The sequence below is a fragment of the Streptomyces sp. NPDC127092 genome, assembly GCF_042722475.1.
In the GTDB taxonomy this organism is placed as follows: Bacteria; Actinomycetota; Actinomycetes; order Streptomycetales; family Streptomycetaceae; genus Streptomyces.
Genome location: NZ_JBHXFE010000221.1, coordinates 1,122 through 1,443, shown reverse-complemented (window position 1 = coordinate 1,443; position 322 = coordinate 1,122). Strand labels below are relative to the sequence as shown.

The window sequence follows — 322 nt, the reverse complement described above, 5'->3', positions numbered from 1 at the left end:
GGGACGGCGTGCTGCTCGGGCTGGCGGTGGTCCTGGCGGCGTTGGCGGTGGGCTGGGCGGTGCTGTGGGTGGACACGTTCCGGCTGATCCGGCTGCACCTGCTCGCCCCCGGCCCGCGGAAGATCACGGCGACGGTCACCGCGCTCGCGCTCGTGCTCACCAGCGGCGCCCTGCTCTACGGCGGCTGGGCGGCGAACACGAGCCGCGGGGCGCTCGGCGAGGTCTTCCAGGAGGGGCCGGCCGTCCCGGAGGCCGAGGGCCGCTACAACATCCTGGTCCTGGGCGCGGACGCCGGCGAGGGCCGCCAGGGGCTGCGCCCGGA

At 77.0% G+C, this 322-nt stretch carries 1 protein-coding gene; it reads left to right on the top strand.

The genetic code is table 11. The features are described 5' to 3' along the window. The coding region (locus tag ACFWJO_RS39090) for a hypothetical protein (RefSeq protein WP_386872981.1) at positions 1 to 322 on the top strand (322 nt) is incomplete at both ends.